Origin of the sequence: Aquimarina litoralis (assembly GCF_039523995.1) — a bacterium.
Lineage (GTDB): Bacteria > Bacteroidota > Bacteroidia > Flavobacteriales > Flavobacteriaceae > Aquimarina > Aquimarina litoralis.
Window position 1 is genome coordinate 15,959 of sequence record NZ_BAAAGE010000004.1, and the last position, 20,252, is coordinate 36,210.

20 protein-coding genes are annotated in these 20,252 nt (G+C 31.8%); 4 read left to right on the forward strand and 16 right to left on the reverse strand.

Features of this window, described 5'->3' with window-relative positions:
• Positions 1 to 8: 8 nt before the first annotated feature.
• The 7 genes from ABD077_RS19095 to ABD077_RS19125 form a co-directional block, all read right to left on the reverse strand.
• The gene (locus tag ABD077_RS19095) at positions 9 to 1,067 is read right to left on the reverse strand and encodes a nucleoid-associated protein (RefSeq protein WP_343913841.1); all 1,059 of its coding nucleotides are present in this window, start codon (positions 1,065 to 1,067) and stop codon (positions 9 to 11) included.
• Between the two features lie 82 nt (positions 1,068 to 1,149).
• Complete coding sequence (locus ABD077_RS19100) at positions 1,150 to 1,506, reverse strand: four helix bundle protein (protein ID WP_343913842.1); 357 nt, start codon at positions 1,504 to 1,506, stop codon at positions 1,150 to 1,152.
• 80 nt (positions 1,507 to 1,586) lie between these two features.
• The gene (locus ABD077_RS19105) at positions 1,587 to 2,096 is read right to left on the reverse strand and encodes an IS1096 element passenger TnpR family protein (RefSeq protein WP_299608042.1); all 510 of its coding nucleotides are present in this window, start codon (positions 2,094 to 2,096) and stop codon (positions 1,587 to 1,589) included.
• 43 nt (positions 2,097 to 2,139) lie between these two features.
• The gene (locus ABD077_RS19110; protein ID WP_343913843.1) at positions 2,140 to 3,180 is read right to left on the reverse strand and encodes a COX15/CtaA family protein; all 1,041 of its coding nucleotides are present in this window, start codon (positions 3,178 to 3,180) and stop codon (positions 2,140 to 2,142) included.
• Positions 3,181 to 3,215: 35 nt separating this feature from the next.
• Positions 3,216 to 4,640 (reverse strand): CCA tRNA nucleotidyltransferase, encoded by a 1,425-nt coding sequence (locus tag ABD077_RS19115; protein ID WP_343913844.1) that lies wholly within the window; start codon positions 4,638 to 4,640, stop codon positions 3,216 to 3,218.
• A 100-nt stretch (positions 4,641 to 4,740) separates the two neighbouring features.
• The gene (locus tag ABD077_RS19120; RefSeq protein ID WP_343913845.1) at positions 4,741 to 5,310 is read right to left on the reverse strand and encodes an L-threonylcarbamoyladenylate synthase; all 570 of its coding nucleotides are present in this window, start codon (positions 5,308 to 5,310) and stop codon (positions 4,741 to 4,743) included.
• Positions 5,311 to 5,397: 87 nt separating this feature from the next.
• Complete coding sequence (locus tag ABD077_RS19125; protein WP_343913846.1) at positions 5,398 to 6,387, reverse strand: hypothetical protein; 990 nt, start codon at positions 6,385 to 6,387, stop codon at positions 5,398 to 5,400.
• Between the two features lie 562 nt (positions 6,388 to 6,949).
• Here ABD077_RS19125 and ABD077_RS19130 point away from each other — a divergent pair.
• The gene (locus tag ABD077_RS19130) at positions 6,950 to 7,939 is read left to right on the forward strand and encodes a hypothetical protein (RefSeq protein WP_343913847.1); all 990 of its coding nucleotides are present in this window, start codon (positions 6,950 to 6,952) and stop codon (positions 7,937 to 7,939) included.
• A gap of 60 nt (positions 7,940 to 7,999) precedes the next feature.
• On the opposite strand, the gene ABD077_RS19135 is transcribed toward ABD077_RS19130, so the two are convergent.
• The 3 genes from ABD077_RS19135 to ABD077_RS19145 are packed head-to-tail and all read right to left on the reverse strand — an operon-like array spanning position 8,000 to position 10,718.
• Positions 8,000 to 8,986 (reverse strand): glycosyltransferase, encoded by a 987-nt coding sequence (locus ABD077_RS19135; protein WP_343913848.1) that lies wholly within the window; start codon positions 8,984 to 8,986, stop codon positions 8,000 to 8,002.
• The gene (locus ABD077_RS19140) at positions 8,983 to 9,912 is read right to left on the reverse strand and encodes a glycosyltransferase family 2 protein (RefSeq protein ID WP_343913849.1); all 930 of its coding nucleotides are present in this window, start codon (positions 9,910 to 9,912) and stop codon (positions 8,983 to 8,985) included. Before ABD077_RS19140 ends, ABD077_RS19135 begins: the two co-directional genes overlap by 4 nt.
• Positions 9,913 to 9,914: 2 nt before the next feature.
• Positions 9,915 to 10,718: a glycosyltransferase family 2 protein gene (locus tag ABD077_RS19145; RefSeq protein WP_343913850.1), complete on the reverse strand. Its 804-nt coding sequence runs from the start codon at positions 10,716 to 10,718 to the stop codon at positions 9,915 to 9,917.
• A 145-nt stretch (positions 10,719 to 10,863) separates the two neighbouring features.
• On the opposite strand from ABD077_RS19145, the gene ABD077_RS19150 reads away from it, so the two are divergent.
• On the forward strand, positions 10,864 to 11,508 hold the full coding sequence (locus ABD077_RS19150; RefSeq protein ID WP_343913851.1) for a class I SAM-dependent methyltransferase: 645 nt from the start codon (positions 10,864 to 10,866) through the stop codon (positions 11,506 to 11,508).
• Positions 11,509 to 11,516: 8 nt separating this feature from the next.
• Complete coding sequence (locus ABD077_RS19155; protein ID WP_343913852.1) at positions 11,517 to 12,296, forward strand: lipopolysaccharide kinase InaA family protein; 780 nt, start codon at positions 11,517 to 11,519, stop codon at positions 12,294 to 12,296.
• A gap of 14 nt (positions 12,297 to 12,310) precedes the next feature.
• On the opposite strand, the gene ABD077_RS19160 is transcribed toward ABD077_RS19155, so the two are convergent.
• The 5 genes from ABD077_RS19160 to ABD077_RS19180 form a co-directional block, all read right to left on the reverse strand.
• Positions 12,311 to 13,057: a LytR/AlgR family response regulator transcription factor gene (locus ABD077_RS19160; RefSeq protein ID WP_343913853.1), complete on the reverse strand. Its 747-nt coding sequence runs from the start codon at positions 13,055 to 13,057 to the stop codon at positions 12,311 to 12,313.
• Entirely contained in the window at positions 13,054 to 14,094 is a 1,041-nt protein-coding gene (locus tag ABD077_RS19165; protein ID WP_343913854.1) for a sensor histidine kinase, read from the reverse strand. The genes ABD077_RS19160 and ABD077_RS19165 overlap by 4 nt, the downstream gene beginning before the upstream one ends.
• A 10-nt stretch (positions 14,095 to 14,104) precedes the next feature.
• Positions 14,105 to 14,971, reverse strand: coding sequence for a DUF4249 domain-containing protein (locus ABD077_RS19170; RefSeq protein WP_343913855.1), 867 nt, complete (start codon positions 14,969 to 14,971; stop codon positions 14,105 to 14,107).
• A 12-nt stretch (positions 14,972 to 14,983) separates the two neighbouring features.
• Positions 14,984 to 17,359 (reverse strand): TonB-dependent receptor, encoded by a 2,376-nt coding sequence (locus ABD077_RS19175; RefSeq protein WP_343913856.1) that lies wholly within the window; start codon positions 17,357 to 17,359, stop codon positions 14,984 to 14,986.
• A gap of 152 nt (positions 17,360 to 17,511) precedes the next feature.
• Positions 17,512 to 18,285, reverse strand: coding sequence for a glycosyltransferase family 2 protein (locus ABD077_RS19180; RefSeq protein WP_343913857.1), 774 nt, complete (start codon positions 18,283 to 18,285; stop codon positions 17,512 to 17,514).
• Positions 18,286 to 18,303: 18 nt separating this feature from the next.
• On the opposite strand from ABD077_RS19180, the gene ABD077_RS19185 reads away from it, so the two are divergent.
• Entirely contained in the window at positions 18,304 to 19,173 is an 870-nt protein-coding gene (locus tag ABD077_RS19185; protein WP_343913858.1) for a glycosyltransferase family 2 protein, read from the forward strand.
• Here the strand turns inward: ABD077_RS19185 and ABD077_RS19190 are convergent.
• Positions 19,170 to 20,234 carry a glycosyltransferase family 9 protein gene (locus ABD077_RS19190; RefSeq protein WP_343913859.1) on the reverse strand — a complete coding sequence of 355 codons (1,065 nt, stop codon included), beginning with the start codon at positions 20,232 to 20,234 and terminating at the stop codon, positions 19,170 to 19,172. The two genes, ABD077_RS19185 and ABD077_RS19190, sit on opposite strands and share 4 nt — an antisense overlap.
• Positions 20,235 to 20,252 lie beyond the last annotated feature (18 nt).

Consider the following 20,252-nt stretch of genomic DNA (forward strand, 5'->3'; position numbering starts at 1 on the left):
GGAGTTAACTAGTCTTTTTGCTCTTTGTTAAAATATACTAGGTAATAGTACATTTGCTTTTCTTCATCCCAACCTTTTTCTACAAACTTTTCTGCAGATTCTGGATTTATAAAATCCATTTTAATTTGGATATTCGTGTCTAAGTTAATCGTGTTTTTGATCTTTTTTCTAGCTGCAGAAACCGCAGTATTAGCAATAGGAAATTCTGTAAGATCTTCGATATGGTATTTTGGAGCCTTTTCAGTTTTGTAATGTTTAAACTCGGGAATTAGATCCGGATTATCTATTACTTCATTTAAAAAAGCAGACTCCTCAAAGGTATCGTTTTTGGCAAAGTGATTTACAGCACGATTCATAAACATCACTTCTTCTTTTTTATCTTCTGCTGGTAGTACTACATCTTTGGCAAAATCCTGGCAGAATTTCATATACTTTTTTGTATAAAAATTTTCATCTGCAAAGGCTTTAACCCCTAAGAAATGTTCTAGCCAATATTTAGTGTCATAGCGGTTAGAATCAACAGAAAGGATTTTATATCCTTCTTCTTGTTTATGATTAAAAATTAAACATCCTTTGTCTAATTTATTTAGATTGACACCTTGTTGATGTAGTAATTCTATATTCGTTCCTTTCTCTGCGAACTGAAGGAAATCATACTTTAATTCTGACTTGAAGATCCCTACGGCATTTGTTTTTTCATTATCGATAGAAAGATTCTCTAAATACACTACATAGACTTCTCCGCTTTTGATATGCGGATGTTGTGATTGTTCATATAAAAGAGAAGCAATTCTCTTTGATTTTTCGTGAGCCGAAGATGGGTTGTTGAATATTTCGGTAACGATTTTATATAGCGGATTAAATTCTACATCTACCTCATTGGTAAACTGAAAGTAATTCTCCTCTTTTTCTCTAAACGGTTTAAAAAAGTATTCCTTTAATAAAGCGGTTAACTCGTCATTAAGTGTATAAGGAGTATCTGATAGAAATATGTTTTCATTTCTACTCTTGTTACCTATTTTGTGAATCGATAACGATTCAATTTGGGTGCTATATAAATTGATCATTTTTTTGTTTTAAAGTGACAAAGCTACTAAGAAGTAAAGTGTCAAAGATTAAAAAGTCTTAAAGAGCAAGTTTCAAAATTATTTATGAATCTTTAATTTTTCTAATATAACTTGAAAGCATACGCTCTATTTCTCTAGTGTTTTCGTACAATAAATTAAAATCATTTTCTTTTAAGAAAGAAAGATTTTTTCCAATTTCTAATTGTGTCTGGACTTCAAATAATGAACTAATCGCAATGTTTAGAAATCGAATATATTCTTGTTTACTCTCTCTACCATAGCCTTCGGCAATATTGCTAGGTATTGAGATGGATGCTCTTCTTATTTGAGAAGTCAATCCATATAACTCTTCTATTGGAAATGATTTGGTTTTATCATAAATATTAGTAACTAAAACTATTGATTTTTGCCAAATTTTTAGGTCTCTAAAAGTGCTCATTAAATTTTATAGTTAAATATTGGAGCTTTATAACTTTGAACTTTGTACCTTAGGATCTTTGAAACTTCAATACTTAAGATTTAATTCCAATGTTCATCAAAACCTAACTCATCGTAATCATCAAGGTCTAAAAAACCTTCACCTTCATCATCTTGGTCTAAATCATCAGCTTTAAACTCTTTATCAGGTGCATTATCTGGTATTTGTCCGTGTACGAACATTACATTAGGATATTCTCTTCCGTTTTCATATTCAGCAATTTCCGCAAGCTCAACCAAAAATGTCCACATGCTTAAGAAGTCATAGACATAAATCAATCTAGGCGATGCTTCGTGTACCACATCGATTAATGTTGTTTCGTTCATTAATCGTACTGGCTGATTACCATCACTCATATCAAAAAGAGAGATCTCTTCTCCTTGATTCCATTGCTCATCACTTACATAAAAAGAGGCCATTTCCATGCCATCAAAACCAAAGGATTGATTAATAACATTATGAAACTGCTCTAATGTAGCGTCTTGTTCGATTTCGATATCTCTAAATACGTCTTCTTCTGTATCTAGGATAATTCTGAAACGGTAAACCATTCTTGTTTAATTTGGATTGGCAAAGATACAAACTTGTTTGTGACTATTTTAAATTTTCAGTATTCAATCCCTTTTTTTTAAACACTTCGAGCAGGATATAAAACTGAACTCCAAATAGTAAAGATGATATAACTAAATGTAAGGGTTGTGAAAGGAAAGGGAAATCAAAATAATACATTAAAATTCCAGTAAACGCCTCTAAACCAATCAGGGCAATGACCCAATTTAATTTAGATAATCCAAGACGCATTTTGTTATTATACCACAACAGCCATAAGTTAATCAACACGATGAGGATAGAAAATGATCGATGAATATAAAAGTTCATTGTAGGCGGATCTAACCATTGAGATTTTGCTAGTTCACCAACCATTTTGATTTGTTCATCCACATACTGTCTCACCTGAGTTCCTAAAGCAACCTGAATTAAAGTAAGTACAGCAGAAAAGAATAATATATTTTTAAAAGTTGAACTTATTTTGAATGTTGCAGTTTCCTTTTTTGTAAGAAATAAAATGTAAAGTAATATGGCTAGTATTATAAATGCCACTAACATATGCACTGTAATTCTTAGCGGAAGAAGATTAGAATCTACTACTATTTTACCTAACCAAGCTTGAAATGCCATTGCTATAATGGTGAGTCCCGCATACAGCGGTATTTTTCTTTTTTCTTTCCAGAACCAAAGCGAAAGAATAAACATTAAAAGAATAGGGATTCCAGATACTACCGTAACCAATCTATTAATATATTCGATCCATGTATGCCATACATTAAATTTTGCGTAGTCATGTTTTGTGTAAGGCTCCCAATTGGATGTTTCGTAAGAAGATGAGGATGTAAAATCTTTTGTGGCAATTCTTAGTTCTTCATCCACTATTACAATAAACCCTTTCTCATATTCATGATTGGGTTTCCATTGTATTTGACTTTCTTCGGTAGGAGGGATATAATATCCGAAGCATTTTGGCCAGTCCGGACAGCCCATTCCAGAACCTGTCATTCTTACCACAGCACCTGCAATAATGATTAAATAGATAAGGACTACAGACGTAACTACAAGCGGTCTAAAATATTTTTTCATGTGTTAAGAATCTAAGTTTTAAAGGATTTAAGTTGCTAAGAACTTTTTAACCCTAATTCTTCCCCTTTTTTTATCATAAACTGAAATGCAGCTTCATGTTCATTTGGAATATCTCCTTCTAGTATTGCTTCTTTTATCGCTTCTTTTATAATTCCAATTTCTTTAGAAGGTTTTATGTCAAAAGTTTTCATGATTTCTTCTCCACTCACTGGAGGCTGAAAATTTCGAATATGATCTCGTTCTTCTACCTCCACCATTTTCTGACGAACAATTTTAAAATTGTTATGATATTTTTTAAAACGCTTCGGGTTTTTGGTTGTAATATCGGCTTCGCAAAGTGTCATTAATTCTTCAATATAGTCACCAGCATCAAAAACTAGTCTTCTTACAGCAGAGTCAGTAACGTCTGATGCAATTACAATTGGTCGAGAGCTCATTAAGACCATTTTCTGAACAAATTTCATTTTATCATTCAGTGGCATTTTTAATCGTTTAAATAATTTATAAACCATTTTTGAACCTACGAACTCATGACCATGAAAAGTCCATCCAACTTTTTTGCTAAATCTTTTAGTAGGTGCCTTTCCAATATCATGTAATAGCGCTGCCCAACGTAGCCATAGATCATCCGTGTTTTCGGCAATATTATCAACTACTTCTAAAGTATGGTAAAAGTTGTCTTTATGACGTTGCCCTTCCACTTCATCAATACCTTTTAGTGCAACTAATTCTGGTAATATATATGGCAGTAATCCAGTCTTTTCCAAAAGTAAAAACCCAATAGACGGTTTTTCACTCAATAAAATTTTATGGAGCTCGTCTACAATTCTTTCTTTGGTAATTATTTTAATACGATCTTTATTCTTGGTAATGGCTTTTAAAGACCTTTCTTCTATCTTAAAATTAAGTTGTGTAGCAAACCGAATGGCACGCATCATTCTTAGCGGATCATCAGAGTAGGTAATATCTGGATCCAATGGTGTTCGGATGATTTTGGATCGAAGATCTTCTAATCCATCAAAAGGATCTAAAATATCGCCAAAGTTTTCTTTAGAAAGACTTAATGCCAAGGCATTGATGGTAAAATCTCTTCTGTTTTGATCATCTTGCAGCGTTCCATTTTCTACAATCGGATTTCTACTATTTTCTCGATAAGATTCCTTTCTGGCACCAACAAACTCAACCTCAATATCTCCAGCTTTTAGCATAGCAGTTCCGTATGTCTTAAAGATTTGAATTTTGGGTTGGTTAGGAAGTAATTTAGAAACTTCTTTTGCGAGTTCGATACCACTCCCAACTGCTACTATATCGATATCTTTGGCAGATCCTCTTTGTAAAATATAATCCCTAACAAAGCCTCCAATGACATAACTGTCTAATTCAAGATTTGATGCAGCTTGGGTTATCGTATTAAAAACAGCATGTTGTAATGCTTCTTTGTAATTATTCTCTTCCGACATGAATCAATGTACTCGATAATCGAGATTTAAAAGTTTCGAGAATATGCTCGAAATCAAAAATTGTTCTTATAAATACCTCATATACAAGGATGCTGATACGTTACTTCCTTATAATTTTAACGGTACTATCTCCACCGATTTTTATAATAGAAGAGGGTTTAGCATCTTTATTTTGTAAAGGCAAATTTACGACATAGTCAACGCCTTCCAAAATCTCTTTACTCATTTCTTGCAGGTTCCGCGGAGTTGGTTTGCCACTAATATTTGCTGAGGTAGAAACAATTGGTCTTTTAAACTTTCGTATTAATTTGCTACAAAAAGGATCTCTAGCTACTCTTATCCCAAGGGTGTTATCTTCCGCGATTAGATTTTCAGCAACTCGTAAAGGTCGATCATAAATGATAGTTGTAGCTTTTGTTGCGTATTTCAATATATCATATGCTACTTCCGGAACTTCCTCTACATACTGTTGTAACATCTTAAAATCACTTACCAGACATAACATCGCTTTGCTATCAGCTCTCTTCTTTAAAGCATATATTTTGTCTACGGCTTCCGCATTGGTAGCATCACATCCAATTCCCCAAACAGTATCCGTAGGATATAAAATAAGTCCTCCTTTTTTGAGAATATCTATAGTTTTTTCTATTTCTATTTTTTGATTTTCCATTAATTGACTTTTGGAAAAGCCAAAATACGAAAGAAGCCTCATTAATGAGGCTTCTTTTTATTTTTAGTTCTGTTTGTTGTTAAAAATTTAGTTCCAGTTTACTGTGTGATTCCATTTATTGGTAATATCATCACCATTTATATGTTGAGTGATTTTTCCTGTTATGTTAACATGCCATACGCCATAACCTCCAAGCGCAACCGAATAAGATGCTTCTCCTAACGGAATTCTTTGATCAGTTGTTACACAAGATATAGTTCTATTTAAGCTTCCGCCAAAATTGTTATTTGGTCCTGTTGGGAAACCATTATCAAAAAATAATATTCCGGAGGTCTGAAGATTTATAGTGATGTTTCTGTCTTCTCCAGATCTTCTCCAACGGCCTTTGTAATAGTATCCCATGTTTACATCTAAATAGACCTGGCTTCTGAGATTATATTGAAAAATGTTAATTGTTCTGTTTGTTAGTTGGTGTGCATATTTAGTAGTACAGCAAGTACCAAGTGTTCTGTATCCATCTGCGCATCGAGTCCATGATTTTCTACGAAATTCTTTTCCTTCAATTCTAATAGTTCCTGTTCCTGCATTAAATGTTAATGTTTTTCCATTATTGTCTACTAGAGAAGTTTGCGCACCGGCTTCTCCAACTTTTTTTAGGTTGGAAGTAGCGTCTTTATAATTCTTATTTTTACTAGTTTGGGGAACTTCGTAAAAAGAACCATCTGTGAAATAAATGGTGTTTTCTCCTACTTGGAACTCTTGATCACTATTTAAAATAGCTAGTAATCCATTGGTAAGAGTGTTTAAATCATTTTCTTTCTGAACGGAAAGATCCTCTTCGTTATACAATGATAACAGTAGAGCGTTGTGTTCTTTTTCTAATGCCCATAATTTTAAATCTTCTTGAGGTAAATTCGAAATAGCATCGTATTGTTCAAAAAAAGCATCCCAATCTTTAAACTGTAAGAGTTCTGTTTTCTCTGTTAAAGATTGAGAAGGAATGTCATTTTCGAGGTTTTGCTCATCAGAGCAAGAGATAATGAATAATGCCAATAAAGCAAATAATAAATTTTTCATGAGTTTTATTTATTAGATTAATAAACGAAGCAATATTGCTTCACCATGACATTATCCTTTTGCTAGATTTGTTATCTTTTGATGTTGTTAATTTTATGTTAAAAAGAAGTGTGTATTTGGTTATAAGGGGGGGTATGTGGTTTTGATATGAAAAGATAATTTGAATCTTAGTTTTCAAAGGGTTTGGGTCATAATATTTTTTTAATCAACTTATTTCCTGATATGTTCATATCTTCTTTATAGTGATTTTTTACTTCTGGTCGTTTTGATTAGCAATCATTTTTAGTAGTAACAATTATCTAGATTTTCATTTTTTTTTGATTGAAAACCAAAAGTTTGTATCGGGTTATAGGGAATGTAATTGAATCATTTATTTCTCATGTTATAAACAATGTATGACTATAAAATCTCTTGTAAGAAAAGTTAAAATAAACACAAAGGTTACTATTGGGGAGTAATAAATTACAATCCAAGGGAACATTATGGTGTAATTGGCCAATTACAGACGTTTCCTGAATGCATAACAGGACATTTTATGCAAAAAAATAAAACCTAAAACAATATGAAAAAAATCATTTTTTTATTAGTTATTTCCATTGGAATTATTTCCTGTGAAAAAGAAGAAACATTAATAGAGTCAGTAGTTTCTAAAGATATTTTAACTTTTCCAAGTAAAGAAAGTTTTTTTGAAACTGATGTGATGCTTTCTCAATTGTCTGATAAAGAATTATTGGAATGGAGTAGAGAAAATAATAGTAATTCTTTGTTGATCTATGAAAACGATTTTAATATTAAAGAAAAAGAAGATGTTTTTAGATCTATAAAAGCTATTTTGAATAAGGATCTAATGTTTAAAATTGGTCAAAAAAGAATAGTATTGATAAATGATGTTTTTTACGAATTACCTGATGATTACTATATGAAATCAGTGAATCAATTAAAAGGTAATGTAGATAACTTTAAAAGTATAGGAGAAACTAAAAATGTGGTGAGCCCGAACAATTCTGAAGATAGCTCATTGGTTTTAGAAGACAATTCTAAAGCTAATTGTTATGTGACAAGTTTAACACATAATGAGGTGCATAGAAGAGGTTATCAGAAAGAATTTACTAGACGTAATTATCGAGATTTTTGTGGTCAAGGAGCTGTACAACCTGGTAATCCAAGAATGAAATATTTTCATGAATTAGTATCTAGATATGTAAAATTATATGCAACTGAACAGCATACTTTGTACATTGTCTCAAACATTTTATATTATAATGGTAGAAAATGGAGAGATGCAGGTGAAGATCATAATGTAACAGTAAAAGTTACGGATTGGTCTTTTCTTAAGCCTTATCATCAATATGCTAATTGTCCAAGGCGGACTCCTGTTTTTATTAATAAAACTGATTCGTGTAAAAATGGACAGGTTTGGACTTTAATAAGATTACAGGAATCCTTTATTCCAGCTAATTTAAACTGGGGGATAAAAGTAGAAGGAACTGTTACTCATAGCGTAAATACTGATATTAGTAGTAATACTTGGGTGAATTCAGTTAGCTGGTAATCATTGAAAGCATATACCTCGAAATAATTATTTCGAGGTATATTTGTGTCGGATGTTTTATTAAGAGAATTTAGAAATTATATTTTCCGATTCAATATACTTAGGAGTTTCGTTGTTTATAGTTTCTCCTGAGATCACCTTTTCGTATAGTTTTACGTACGAGGCAGTCATCACTTTAGAGTTGAAGTGCTTTACAGCATATTCATGACATTTTTTTGGATTATAATCAAATTCTTTAATTGCTTTTGCAATTTCCTGAGAGTTATTTCCTGTATATCCAACTTCTGGAGTTATTAATTCTGGTAAAGAACCATTTTTAGTTCCAAAGACTGCACAGCCAGCGTACATACTTTCTACAATGGCTAAACCAAATGGTTCATGCCATATGACGGGAAAAACTAATCCTTTAGAATATTGAATAATATCCATTTTAGTTTGATTATTCACCATTCCTCTAAAGATTATTTTAGGATTTAGTATATACTTTAAGCCTCTTTTGAAGTTTCTAAAGGTCCATTTTTCTCCACCTAAAATATGTAAGCTATTCCCCGAATCTAGCGCTATTTTTGCAGCACCAAATACGTTTTTAATTTTCCATGCTGCTTTTCCCAAAAAATGTAAATAACTTCTTTTCTTATCTAGATCGGGATTTGGATAATCATCCCAATCCAAACCATTATACACATAGGTTGAAGATCCGAAACGCTGTGCATGATTTTTTGAAATAAAAACCGTGTTGATATCTAATACCTCGTCTGTTGGAGGATTTGTATGGATAGTAACAATAAAAGGTTTATGAACCGGATATAGAGGAGTGTGACTAAAATGCGCAATGTCAATGTCATCTGGTATTTGAGAAATTAAATCTCTATTTGGATCTAGTGGCAATACTTCTGCAAAATCAGATGTAGATCCAGGTTTAACTAGGTAGACAACTTCATGACCTAATTTAGATAATTCTTTGCCAAGCCCCCAAATAACTCGTTCAATACCACCATAGTTAGTTGCTGGAATAATTCCAGAATTGTCCACAATTAATATTTTCATGCTATGGGTCTAATTTTTTGTTGATGTTTTAAGGATTTTGTTAACGGAGCTTGCAGCAATAATGTGTAAAATAGTTTCCAGTATTTTGGTTTGATAATACTACTAAAAAAGTATCTAATCTGTAAATACGTTAATAAAATATAAAAAGGGATGATTCCGTAATGCTTTTTAATAACATACAAAAGAGAAATTTTCAATTCTGTTTTTATAGCTACTGATTTCTCGGTACTTGCGCCATGATAATGTATAAAAGATGCATCTGGAACTAAATAAGCTGACTTATTAATCTGAGAAAGCCTTTTGCAAATATCCGTTTCTTCATAATACAAAAAGATATTAGTGTCAAAACCTCCAACAGCATTGAAATCTTCCGCTCTAAAAAACATAAAACTTCCTGCTACGAACTGCCCTTGTTGGGGTTCGTTGTACAATCTTTTTCGTTTAGGATATTTTTTTGGATTTATAGTTTCTAACATTTTTCTTCCAAAAATTTCTCTACCCAAAGAAGCAAAATGATCTATCGTAGGTAGGATTTTCTTATCCTGTGTAAAAGCTTGTGGTCCGCATACACCTACATCAGATCTTTCATCCATAAAGTCTTTTAATGATAATAGACAGTCATTTTCTAGAATAGTGTCATTATTTACAAAAGCTAAATATTTTCCTTTAGCTTTTTGTACTCCTATCATATTACCACTTCCAAAGCCTGTATTGATATTACTTCTGATGAATTCAATTGTAATTTCGTTACTAATGGTATCGATAAAACTTTGAACTTTTTTATAACTTTCTTTCTCTGATCCGTTGTCTACTACGATATATTGACATGATAACTCTTTAGAAGTATGATGTGAAATTGATTGCAAACAATTAATGGTATAATCTTCGGAATTGTAGTTGATCATAATGATCGAGATATCAAACATAATTAGCTTTTTAGATATTGGTCTACTCCTTTTTCAATGTAGGTTACCTTTTTTTCGGTAGTTTCATTCTCGATAATTTCGTTTAAGTGAATGTGACTTTTATCTTGTTCATGATGATAAATATGATAGACGATTCCTTTGAATTTTAACCTTTTTCCTTTTATACCAATATTAATCAATCGCTGAATCATTTCACTATCATCAATACCCCAACCGGTAAGAGATTCATTGAATCCGTTAACTTTTATAAAATCTTCTCTCCAAAAAGACATGTTACAGCCTCTTAATTTTGATGAACGTCGGTCTTCTTTTTTATATCTATTTGCTAGAAAAGGAATTCGTAAAGTACGTCCTCTTTTTTTAATTCCTTTTGAGAAAAAATTAAAATGAGTTTGTTTTTTTGTAAATAAAGTATCTAAATAATCTTCTTGTATGTTCACACGACTACCATATAAAAACACTCCTTTTTCGGCTAGTGACAAATGATCTTTTACAAAATCTTTATGCATGATAATATCGCCGTCAATTTCAATAATATAATCAAATTTAGCACTGGCAATTGCCTTGTTCATTATTGCCGGTTTTTGATTTTTATTGTCTTCATGCCAAATATGATGCAGTGGAACTGGAAAATCTTTTTGCATCTTCTGTATGAGTTCGGTGGTCTCTTTTCTGGAACCATCATCTGCAACAATTACTTCGTTGGGTAAGTAGGTCTGCTTTTTTATGCTTAAGAGTAATAGTTCTAATGCTTCAGGCCAGTTATATGTGGGTGTAACTAAAGAACAAGTCGGATAGGCAATCATCTAAATTTTGTTTACGCTACAAAGTAACGGATTTTAATGTAAAATATTTATAATACAAAATGAATAAAGTGATAATCTTAGTGTGAGGTCTTTCTTATTATAAATATCATTATTGATATATTTGTCTCCAGCTAATACTATATTTATGGATTACGATAATAAACCTGAAGGGTACTACGATAACGTTAGGCAAGAAATGATTGCTTATCTTCCTGATAATGCAAATAAAATTATTGATATCGGTTGTGGAAATGGAGCTTTTGCGGAAATATTGAAACAAAAAACTGGAGGAGAAGTTTGGGGTATTGAATATATGGAGGAAGAAGCGAAAATCGCTGAAACGAAATTAGATAAAGTGTTTGCTGGTAAATGTGAGGATTATCTTGATGAATTACCGGATAAGTATTTTGATGTTATCTATTTTAATGATGTGCTAGAACATTTAACGGATCCATATATGGTTTTAGGAAAGGTGAAACATAAATTAACTCCAAACGGAGTTGTGATCAGTTCTATTCCAAATGTTAGATATTACGATACTTTTTTGAAAGTTTTGTTTCAAAAAGATTGGAAATATGAAGGTCATGGAGTTATGGATAAAACGCATTTTAGATTTTTTACGGGTAAGAGTATTCAAAGAATGTATGAAGAAGAAGGATATACTATATTAAGACATGAAGGAATCAATAAAAGTAGATCCATAAGACCATTTTTGTACAATATTCCAGTTTTATTTAGACACATGGATATCAGGTATCCTCAGTATGCAACAGTAGCAAAATTTATGTAAAGTATTATATGTCTAAAACATTGGTAGTACATCCTTCTAAAACAAATCTAAAATTAGTAGTAAAAAAAGCTATTGATAATTTTGATGCATATACAGAAGTATTAGGTGATGCAGAACGTAATGTGATCAAGATTGTAGATCTTGATGGTCAAAAACAAACAATAAAATCTTTTAAAATACCAAATATCATCAATCAGGTCGCTTATCGTTTTTTTCGTAAGTCTAAGGCTGAAAGATCATATATGTATGCTAATCGGCTGCTAGAATTAGGAATTAAAACACCATTTCCTGTGGCCTATGAGACTAGAGCGACTCCTTTTTTATTTAAAAGGAGTTTTTATGTAAGTGAACTTGTAAATTGTGATCTTACGTATCGAGAATTGACTACAGATTTTAGTATTTCTGATCATGAGAGTATTCTAAGGGCTTTTACTAGATTTACTCATAAATTGCATATTAGTGGCGTTAATTTTTTAGACCATTCACCAGGGAATACATTAATTAAGAGAACAAAAGAAGGATATGAGTTTTATCTTGTAGACTTGAATAGAATGGAGTTTGGTGAAATGGATTTTGAAACGAGAATCAAAAACTTCGCACGGTTAACAATTCATGAATCTATGATACAAATCATGAGTAACGAATATGCAAAATGTACAGGAGAAGAAGAGTCAGAGATATTTAGATTGATGTGGCAGTATACTCAGGAGTTCCAAAATCGATATCATGGCAAACGAAAGTTAAAACGAAAAATTTTCTTTTGGAAGAAGAAATATAGAGATCAATAATAAATTGTACGTCATTATAGAGAAAGCCACTTTTTGAACTTCCCAATTTTCTCTATTGCCACAAAAATATTATTCTCTTCTGCTTTTGGTTGCAAAGAGACTTTTATTCTAGACTTTGAAGTGTAGTACATGTCATTTATGGATTTAAGATGCACAATGTACTTTCGGTTTATCCGAAAATAGTCTGAAGGATTAAGTTCTAGTTCTAGTTTTTTTAATGAAAAATCTACCGGAATTTTTTTTCCATTCCATAGCACTATAAATGTAACTTTATCTTCCGCGTAAAAATAAGCAATCTCATCAATTTCAATAGTTTTAAGACTGTTGTTGATTTTTGCCAAAAACCTTTTTTTATGTTGTTTTGCATTATGAAGAAACAGGTTTTTATACTCTGGTAACTGAGTTCTATTAAGGTCAAAGAATTTTTCAATACTTCTTTGTAAAGATTCTTTGGAAACTGGTTTTAATAAATAATCAATACTATTTTGTTCAAATGCTTTAATTGCATAGTCCGAGTAAGCAGTTGTAAATATTATTGGTGTTTTTATTTCCAAGATTTTAAATATTTCAAATGAATATCCATCGGATAAGTTAATGTCCAGAAAAATTAAATCCGGATTGGTATTTGATAAATAATCAATAGATTCATTGATTGAGGTAAGAACTTTTATAATTACGATTTGATCGCTTACTTCCTGAATTAAATTTTGTAACCTAATTGCAGCAATGCTTTCATCTTCTACGATAATTGCTTTGGTCATATTTCTGGTTCTATTAAGGGAATTGAGGCGATATAATGGTTGTTGATTATTTTGAAAGTTGGAATTGAAGAGTGTAACATACTATATTGATTAATCAGATTTTTTTGTCCAATACCGAATGACTTTTCATACTCATTGTTTTTTGGTTGAAAATTATTAATTACTTCAATTGCATTTTCCGCACTTTTAATATGTATTGTGAGTGGTTTATTAGTCTCAATAACATTATGCTTGATGGCATTTTCAAATAATAATTCTAAGGTCATTGGAGGAATAAGAAGAAACAGTTGGGATTCTTCGATATGATTTTCGAAGATGATGTTGTCTCCAAATCGTATTTTCTGAAGTGCGATATATGATTTGATCAATCCCAGCTCTTTGCTCAATGAGACTACAACTTCTTCACTTTGTGTTAAATTATACCGATATACTTTAGATAATTCCTGTAAGAAATACTCTGCTTTTTCCGTATCCGTTCTTATTAGGCCGGATAAGCTATTAAAACTATTAAATAAAAAATGGGGGTTTAATTGCTTTTTTAAGGCAAGGTATTGAGCAACTGATTTTTCATTTTGATATTGGGTAAGCTTAATTTGAATATCTTGTTTTTCCTTTTGAGATTCAAGAAAGATCTCTACAAAATACACAAATACAATAACGGCAAAATTTATCAATAAAATTGACCAAAATCCTAAATCAAAAAAGGATTCATTGATATCGTCCTCGTCATTAAATAAAGCCGAAGAAATTCCCTTTAACATAAATGTTAGAAAAATAGTTTTTGTACAAATCACAGTAGTCCAGACAATTAGAAATTGAGATCGATTCTCTATATCTATAAGTCTAGAAATTACTTTTTCTTTTAAATACAGTCTAAACCAAAAAATGATTAAGGTAAAAATGAAACTAATTGGCAACAATATGATTGTTTCTTTTAGACCTTCTTTCAGGTTTGCTGTATAAACTTCGGCAATAAGATGAAATGCATTGAATAAGAGTACAATGAATAGATAAAAATATATTCGGTTAGTGTTCAATGTTTTAGATTTAATCTTCGGTAATCGTTATGGTATCTTCCTCTATATCTACTGCATAAAAATATCCAAGTGCTCTGTTATTTGGATTGTTTAAATTTATTAAATTTCCACGTATTGAAGCTGGAGGTGGGTTTCCGATAATAGGATTTCCTAGGTTTCCCGTTTGTACAAATAGCTCGTTTAAGAAATCGAAGTAGTCTTCTGAGATAGCTAATTGTTGTGCAGTGGCAATATCACCAACTTCAAAAGGGACTTCATCATTTGGGTTTACACCAATTCTTTGCCTTCCATCAAAAAATTCATCAGATACAATCAAAACCTGACTGTTTCCAGGATCTGGAACGATAATGAATTCATTATTTCTAAAAAGTCGGTAGTGATAAAAGTTTTGGACACCAGCTGGATCTGTTGTGTCAAATTTTACAAAGTATCCTTCATCTGTCGCAATGGTTTCTTCTTCAAATTCGAAATAAAAATCATCAAATCTGGGAACTTCGGTAATAGTATCAGAGCCTTCATAGGTCTCACCATTCCAAACAATTGTAATGGTGTAAGTGTTTCCAATTTGTGGGATTATTTGATCGTTTTCATACACTCCATTTCCGCGATATGAGAATGCCCAAGTATCAGTTCCATCGGATATGGTAACAGATGCATCTTCAACAACAGGAAGATCTTCATTCGATAAAAACGAACCTGTTGTAGTTAATTGAATTCTTTGAGCAGATAACGGAGTAACAATATTTCGTTCTAATCCTCCATTGATTACAAGTTTAGGAGTGGTTTCATTTAATGTAATATCATTAGTTACATCAGTTTCGCAAGAAGTTAGAAATATGGTTATGATTATTATTGAAAGTTTGCATATATTTTTCATAGTACTTAGTTTTTAGAATTTGAATTGATAAGAGATGCTAGGTACAATACCAAAGAAGGATAGTTTAGTAGCTTGTGTCATTCCGGTTGCGATATCAGTTTCACCAATTTCTCCAACTTCATTAAAGTAAATAGATGCTGCATTTTGTCGGTTGTAAACATTGATAAGGCTGAAGGTCCAAGTGCCGTTCTTGCCTTTTTTAGGATTTAATGTAGCAGATAGATCAAGTCTGTGATATGCTGGTAATCGATTACCATTCCGATTATCGTAATCGGCAACGACAAGTCCGTTTTGTTCGTATCTTCCGGTTGGATAGGTAACAGGTCGACCGGATCCAAACACGAAGTTTGCTCCAAAATCCCATCTTTTATTGAGTTTATAGAATCCTACTAGATTTAGTTCATGTAATTGATCGCTATTGGAAGGGTAATACGCATTATTGTTGATTCCCAAAACTTTGGTTTCAGATCTGGCAAGTGTATAACTCAACCAACCTGTAAGTTTGCCTTCATTCTTACTTAATTGCATTTCCAATCCATAGGCTCTTCCTTCTCCTTGCGCAATCTGAGTTTCAATATCTTCTGTGAATAATAAATCAGCTCCATCAATAAAATCTGTTACATCATTCAATTTTTTGTAATAGGTTTCAAGACTTAGATCATATTTCCCGTCTTTAAAAGATTTAAAATATCCAACAGCAAATTGATCTGCATATTGGGGTTCTATATAAGGACCACTTGGAGACCAAACATCTAATGGAGTAGGAGAGGTAGTGTTAGATATAAGATGAAGGTACTGATACATCCTGTTATAACTTAGTTTAAAGGAGCTTTCATCATTGATTAAATATCTTGCGGATATTCTAGGTTCGAAACCATTAAACGATTCTATTGATTTACCCGAACTAAATGAAGTGGTTCCGATTACTTCATTTTCTTCATATGTATTCTGCTCGGCATTATAGGTTAAAGGAGTTCCTGTTTCATATTCAACTATTTCTTCGCTTCCCAGTCTATTAAAATTGGACCATCGCAACCCATACTGTAGACTCAGCTTATCGGATAATTTTTGCTTGAGATCTACATACATTCCATTTTCTAAACCAAACTTATCACTGAATTTTTCTTCATTTATACTGGAACCTCTTAAGGAAGAAATCTTTCCTGGTTTAAACTGGTAATAAGTAATGTCAATACCTGTATTCAGTGTATTGTTGTTATTAATATACCAGGATAGTTTGGGTTTTAAATTGTAATTGGTAATATTAGATTTCCATCTAAATTCAGAGCCAGTTCTTAAATTATCCAAGTTATATTCATAGCTACTGTAAACTCCTGATGTTTGTAAAAACAATTTTTCATTAAGTACACTTGTCCACCTCAAGGTGGCAGATGAATTCCCCCAAGTTGTTCCTACTAATCCATCAAGTTCGAAAGTATCTCTTCCAAAATATCCCGAAAGAAAAAGACGATTGTTTTTGTTTACGTCATAATTTGCTTTCAGATTGAAATCATAGAAAAATAAGGAACTATTTTTAAAATCTTCCAAGAGAAACGAAAATAGATCAATGTAAGATCTTCTTCCTGCTAGCATATAACTTCCGGAAGCTTCTTCTTTATCTTTCTTCAGAATAGGTCCTTCTACTAAAGCTTTTGCTGAGAGCAATCCAATCCCAATATTACCACCAAATTCTTTTGTGTTTCCCTCTTTCTGCTTAATATCTAAAACAGAAGACAACCGTCCTCCGTAGGTTGCAGGAATTCCACCTTTGTATAATTTGGCATTTTTGATCGCATCAGAATTAAAAACAGAGAAAAAACCAAATAAGTGAGAAGCATTATAAATAGTAGCTTCATCTAGCAGAATTAGGTTTTGGTCAACAGAGCCGCCTCTCACATTAAAACCAGATGAGGCTTCATTAACACTTGATACTCCAGGTAATAATTGCAACGATTTCAGTACATCAGGTTCTCCTAGAATTGCAGGCATCTTTTTTATAGTTTCTCCTTTTAATGAGATAACACTCATTTCGGTAGATGCTATTTTTTTTCTAGTGTTGTTAGAAGAAATTACAATTTCATCGAGTTGAGCTAACTCCTCGGATAGATTAAAGTCTATTTTTTGACTTTTAGTTATATTGATTTCCTGAAGGATAGTTTTATATCCTAAATAACTAATTTCAACTTGATGCGTTCCTTTTTCTAATGAAATTGAATAGTAACCATAGTCATTAGTAGTTGTACCAGAAGTATTATCTACTATAATATTGACTCCAAGTAATTTTTCTCCAGAACTATTGTCTTTTATATATCCGCTTAGCGTAAATTTTTCTTGTCCGAAAAGGGCAAAAGTGAAAAAAGAAAATAGAAATACAAATCTTTTGGTCATACGAACTTTGTTTTAAAATGTGTTTAAAACTATATAGTTCCTATTGCTAAAGACGGTAAAAAATGATAAGCCTAGAAAAAATCGGATAAACGTCTACCTAGATAAGTAAGTAAAACTTTTTTTGAGAGATTTTTATAGTAATAGATAAACGTTTAAAATCTTGTTGAGCTATTTTTATTCTTAATTAGCTCTCTTAGTTTAGAATATTTCAGGAAAGTAATATTGGCAGTTTGAACTGAAATTACAAAACCATTAAAACCGTCCAAGAAACCAAGTCGTAGAAAATAAGCTTTAAAAAATGCCCAAGTGGGATTAACTATAATTTTCCAAACGGGTGCTTTCTTCCCCAACTCAAAATAAGACTGAGCAGATATGGAAGAAAACTTGTCTGTTTTTAAGTTGAATTCTTGATAGGTGGCATAATTCCAGTGTAAGAGATCACCCTTGAGTTTTGATACTTTTTTTGAGTCATATAATTTGAAGGAATCATGAGGGTTAATGCCTTGCCATTCTCCTTTGCCTTTTATGAATGCTCTTAGTTTTTTATCTGGATACCAATCAGAAAACTGTATCCATTGACCGCAGAAGTTATTATATCTATTTACATAATATCCATCATACATCCAATTCGATTTTAACTGTATTAGAGAGTTCTGAAGTTCTGCTGATAAAGCTTCATCTCCATCCAAAGAAATAATATGATCATAAGAAGCTTTTGTGATTGCAAAGTTTTTTTGTTCGATATATCCTAAAAACTGTTGTTTAATGAATGTAACGTCAAATTGTTTACAAATCTCTTCTGTTCGATCTGTAGAAAAGGAATCTACAACTACGATTTCATCTGCAACACCCATAAGAGAGGATAAACATCTTTCTATTTTTTTTTCTTCATTATAGGTAATAATAACAGCAGATAGTTTAATCATTCGGATGTTTTAAGATTGATGAGGCTAAATATAGCGTATCGTGCAAAAATAGTTATTTTTACGGCAATGCAATTACCAGAAATAACAGTTATCATAAGTACGTATAATCAACCTATGTGGTTGCAAAAAGTTTTATGTGGTTATGAAAATCAAACAGTAGATCATTTTGAAATTATCATAGCCGATGATGGTTCTACCGAAGAAACTAAAATAATGATCAATGAGTTTAGCAAAACTTCAAGATTGCAGATAGAACACGTTTGGCATCAAGATCTTGGGTTTCGTAAAACGGCTATTTTAAATAAAGCAATACCTTTGGCGAATTCGGATTATTTGTTGTTTACGGATGGCGATTGTATTCCCAGAAATGATTTTGTGGAAACCCATTTAAAACTGCGAAAAACAGGTTGGTTTTTATCTGGTGGTTACTTTAAATTGCCTAAAGATATTTCTGAAGAAATTACTAAGGATCATATTGTAAGTCAACGATGTTTTGATGTAGATTGGCTTCTATCTAAAGGATTACCATCTTCATTTAAATTAAATAAATTAACTTCTAAAGGATTTAAAGAACGGTTTTTAAATTTTATTACACCTACAAAAGCTACTTGGGATGGGATGAACGTGTCTGGTTGGAAAAAAGATGTTTTGCTAGTGAATGGTTTTGATGAACGTATGCAATATGGTGGAGAGGATAGAGAGATAGGTGAGCGATTATTTAATTTGGGTATTAAGGCGAAGCAAATAAGATATAGTGCCATATGTCTGCATTTATATCACGAAAGAGGTTATGTTGCACCAGAAATGATCACCAAAAATAGGGCAATTCGAAAAGTCACTAAGCGTGAAAAAGCCATCAGGACTCCGTTTGGAATAGAAAAAGATTAACGATTTAATTTTTTGAGATACGACTTTAATTTAGGAATGATTAATTCAGTAGATAAGCTCTTATATAATTCTAAAGCTTGATCTTTCATTTCTTTAGGAGTTTTATCTCCATATAATTCGGGTTTAAAATCATGTAGATGAACAGAGTCATGTTGATGACCATCTTCAAACATATTCCAATCTTTTTTAATAATCCAAGGAGAAAAAATAGTAAAAGTTGATTTGTCTAGTGCTTTAGCCATATTTACGGCGCCACCTTCATTACCAATTAAAGCATCACAATGCGAAAGTATGGCAATGAACTCTCGTAAGCTTTTTCCAAAAACATTGAAATGAATATGCTCCTTGGTTACTTCAGAGGTTAACTCATAAATAGCTTTTGCATCAGCTTCCTGATTTGGAATATAGTTAAATAAGATATTGGCTTTTGTACTAGATACAATTTCATCAATTACCGTTGCCATATATTCAAAAGGTAGTGTTTTCCTCATTTCACTTCCTAATACGCTAATCATAATAAGTTTTCTTTCAGCCGTAATTCCGTTTGTTTCTAAATACGATTTGGATGTTTTCTTTTCTTTATCTTTGAGGAAAATTTTCGGGCGAATAATATTAGTGACTAATTCATCTTCATTATGTACTAATCGTAAACGGTTTTCTATAGCTATAGATGCATTAGTGATGGGTTCTGGTTTTCTTCGAATAACCTCGGTATATATAAATTGTGTATACCATTTATAAAAAGATATTCTTTTGGGAGCTTTCGAAAAATAGGAGATGAGGTTGCTTTCTAGTTTGCCATAGGCATCAATTACTAAATCATATTTAGATTTTTTAATATCCTTTAAAAAAGAGTAAAAGGCTTTCTTACTATCACGATATTCGTTTTTAAATTCTATGATATTATGAAAATATGGATTTTCAAGAATTACAGGTTTTGTATTCGAGTTTACTAAATAGTCAATGGTAGCATCAGTATACTTGTTGGTAAGTGCTTCACAAATAATGGTACTAGTAAGTACATCACCTATCATCTTTTGCTGAATGACTAGTATTTTCACACGTTTAAATTTTAGTAA